Genomic DNA, 3,286 nt, shown 5'->3' on the forward strand with positions numbered 1-3,286 from the left:
GTCGACTCCCGCCGCCCGCGCCGGCCGTGGTGCTGCCCAGTCCGCTCGCCGCCACCGTGCATGACGCCGCCGGCGAGCCGGTCGTGGTCAGCGCGCGCCTGGCGGTGAGCGCTGCGCCGGCCCGGCTCACCGTGGGTACGGCGCCACCGGTCGAGATCGTCGGCTGGGCCGGCCCGTGGCCGGTGGACGAGCGCTGGTGGGCGCCCGCCGAGGCCCGGCGGCGGGCCCGGTTCCAGGTCTGCCTGGTCGACGGCGCCGCCCTGCTGCTGGCCGTCGAGGCCGGCCAGTGGCTGGTGGAGGCGATCTATGACTGAGCCGGTCGGCGTCCCGGCCCGGCTGCTCCACTTCGGGCGGGTGGGCCGAGCGTGGCTCGCCCCGCCGTGGCTGCATGCCGGCGGTTCCGCATCACCCCGCGGTCGCTCGCACTGCTGTCCGGCGTGCCGAGGGAACTTCTCCTGGAAAGCGATATACCTGTGAGTCATAAATATGCCTCCCAGGTATATCGCTCAGCGGCCTCCTCGTCGGTGGAGCCGGCCACCACCGGAGCGGCCGGATGAGCTTCCACAACCCGAAGATGGCCTGGTCCGAGCTGGAGCGGGTGCTCTCCGGCCGACCCGGTGACGGCCGGCGGGGCGGCGGCCGGTCCGGCGCGGGGTGCACGGGCGACGGGCGGTCGCGGGAGGAGCGGCACCTGCACGTCGTCGACCCGCTCGCGGTCGACGCCGACGGCGGCGACGCGCCCGCCTGGAGCCGCAAGCGACAGCAGTACCAGCCACCGGAGCTGCCCCACCCGGACGGCGCGGTGCCCTACGCCGAGCTGCACGCGCATTCCAACTTCAGCTTCCTCGACGGGGCCAGCCACCCGGAGGAGCTGGCCGAGGAGGCGGCCCGGCTGGGGCTCACCGCGCTCGCCGTCACCGACCACGACGGCTTCTACGGGGTGGTCCGCTTCGCCGAGGCGGCCCGCGCGCTGCACCTGCCGACGGTCTTCGGCGCGGAGCTCTCCCTCGGCCTGCCCGGCCCGCAGAACGGCGAGCCCGACCCGCTCGGCCGGCACCTGCTGGTGCTCGCCCACGGGCACGAGGGGTACGCCCGGCTGGCCGCCACCATCTCCCGGGCCCAGCTGCGCGGCGGGGAGAAGGGCCGCCCGGTCTACGGCGAGCTGGAGGAGGCCGCGGAGGAGCTGCGCGACCACGTGCTGGTGCTGACCGGCTGCCGCAAGGGGCACGTGCCGGCGGCGCTGCTCACCGAGGGCGTCGACGCGGCGGCCCGGGAGCTGGACCGGTTGACCGCGCTCTTCGGCGCCGAGACGGTGGCGGTCGAGCTGACCGACCACGGCCACCCGGTCGACGCCGACCGTAACGACGCCCTCGCCGAGCTGGCCGCCGCCGCCGGGCTGCCCACGGTGGCCACCAACAACGTGCACTACGCCACCCCCGGCCGGCGTCGGCTCGCCACCACGGTGGCCGCGGTCCGGGCCCGGCGCAGCCTGGACGAGATCGACGGCTGGCTGCCCGCCGCGGCCACCGCCCACCTGCGCAGCGGCGCCGAGATGGCGGCCCGGTTCGCCGCGTACCCGGGGGCGGTGGCCCGGGCCGCCGAGTTCGGCGCGGAACTCGCCTTCGACCTGCAACTGGTCGCGCCGAAGCTGCCGGCGTACCCGGTGCCGCCGGGGCACACGGAGATGAGCTGGCTGCGGCACCTGACGATGCAGGGGGCCCGGGAGCGGTACGGCCCGCCCGAGGCGCACCCCGAGGCGTACGCGCAGCTGGAACACGAGCTGCGGATGATCGACGACCTCGGCTTCCCCGGCTACTTCCTGGTGGTCTACGACATCGTCAGCTTCTGCCGGGAGCAGGACATCTACTGCCAGGGCCGGGGCTCGGCGGCGAACTCGGCGGTCTGCTACGCGCTGCGGATCACCAATGTGGACGCGGTCCGGCACCGGCTGCTCTTCGAGCGGTTCCTCGCCCCCGAGCGGGACGGCCCGCCCGACATTGACGTGGACATCGAGTCCGACCGCCGGGAGGAGGTGATCCAGCACGTCTACACCCGGTACGGCCGGGAGTACACCGCCCAGGTCGCCAACGTCATCTCGTACCGGCCCCGGTCGGCGGTGCGGGACGTGGCCAAGGCGTTCGGTTTCTCGCCCGGCCAGCAGGACGCCTGGAGCAAGCAGATCGACCGCTGGGGCTCGGTCGCCGCGGTGGACGTCGAGGACATCCCCGAGCAGGTCGTCGCGTACGCCAACGAGCTGCAGACGTTCCCCCGGCACCTGGGCATCCACTCCGGCGGCATGGTGATCTGCGACCGCCCGGTGATCGAGGTCTGCCCGGTGGAGTGGGGCCGGATGCCCGGGCGCAGCGTGCTCCAGTGGGACAAGGACGACTGCGCGGCGGTCGGCCTGGTCAAGTTCGACCTGCTCGGCCTCGGCATGCTCTCCGCGCTGCACTACGGCTACGACCTGATCGGGATGAGCCTCGACCTGGGCGACATGACCCTGGACGACCCCGAGGTCTACGACATGCTCTGCCGCGCCGACTCGGTCGGGGTGTTCCAGGTGGAGAGCCGCGCCCAGATGGCCACCCTGCCGAGGCTGAAGCCCCGCTGCTTCTACGACCTGGTGGTGGAGGTGGCGCTGATCCGGCCCGGCCCGATCCAGGGCGGCTCGGTGCACCCGTACATCCGGCGCAAGAACGGCCAGGAGCCGGTGACGTTCGCGCATCCGTTGATGCGCAACGCGCTGGAGAAGACCCTCGGCGTACCGCTGTTCCAGGAGCAGTTGATGCAGCTCGCGATCGACCTGGCCGGCTTCGACGCGGCCGGGGCCGACCAGCTGCGCCGGGCGATGGGAGCGAAGCGTTCAGTGGAGCGGATGGCGCAGATCGCCGACCGGCTCTACGCCGGGATGGCCGAGCGGGGCATCACCGGCGAGCTGGCCGACGACGTCTACCGCAAGCTCACCGCGTTCGCCAGCTACGGCTTCCCGGAGAGCCACGCGATGAGCTTCGCCTACCTGGTGTACGCCAGCTCCTGGCTCAAGCGCTACCACCCCGGCCCATTCCTGGCCGCGCTGCTCAACGCCCAGCCGATGGGCTTCTACTCGCCACAGACCCTGGTCGACGACGCCCGCCGGCACGGCGTGGAGGTACGCCGGCCGGACATCAACGCCAGCGGCGCCAAGGCGGTGCTGGAGTCGACGCACCAGACCCGGTGGGGGAGCGCGCCGGGGGAGCCGCCGCACGCCTGGGGGCTGGGCGGTCCGGCGGTCCGGCTCGGGCTGGGC

At 73.7% G+C, this 3,286-nt stretch carries 1 protein-coding gene and 1 pseudogene; both read left to right on the forward strand.

Going from position 1 to position 3,286, the window contains the following annotated elements; genetic code table 11:
* Positions 1–314, forward strand: a pseudogene (locus DKL51_RS20500) (DNA polymerase Y family protein); the annotation flags it as partial.
* A 239-nt stretch (positions 315–553) separates the two neighbouring features.
* Positions 554–3,286 (forward strand): error-prone DNA polymerase (locus DKL51_RS20505; protein ID WP_124812377.1); only part of this gene is annotated, 2,733 nt, incomplete at its 3' end.

It is taken from the genome of Micromonospora globispora (genome assembly GCF_003857015.1).
In the GTDB taxonomy this organism is placed as follows: domain Bacteria; phylum Actinomycetota; class Actinomycetes; order Mycobacteriales; family Micromonosporaceae; genus Micromonospora; species Micromonospora globispora.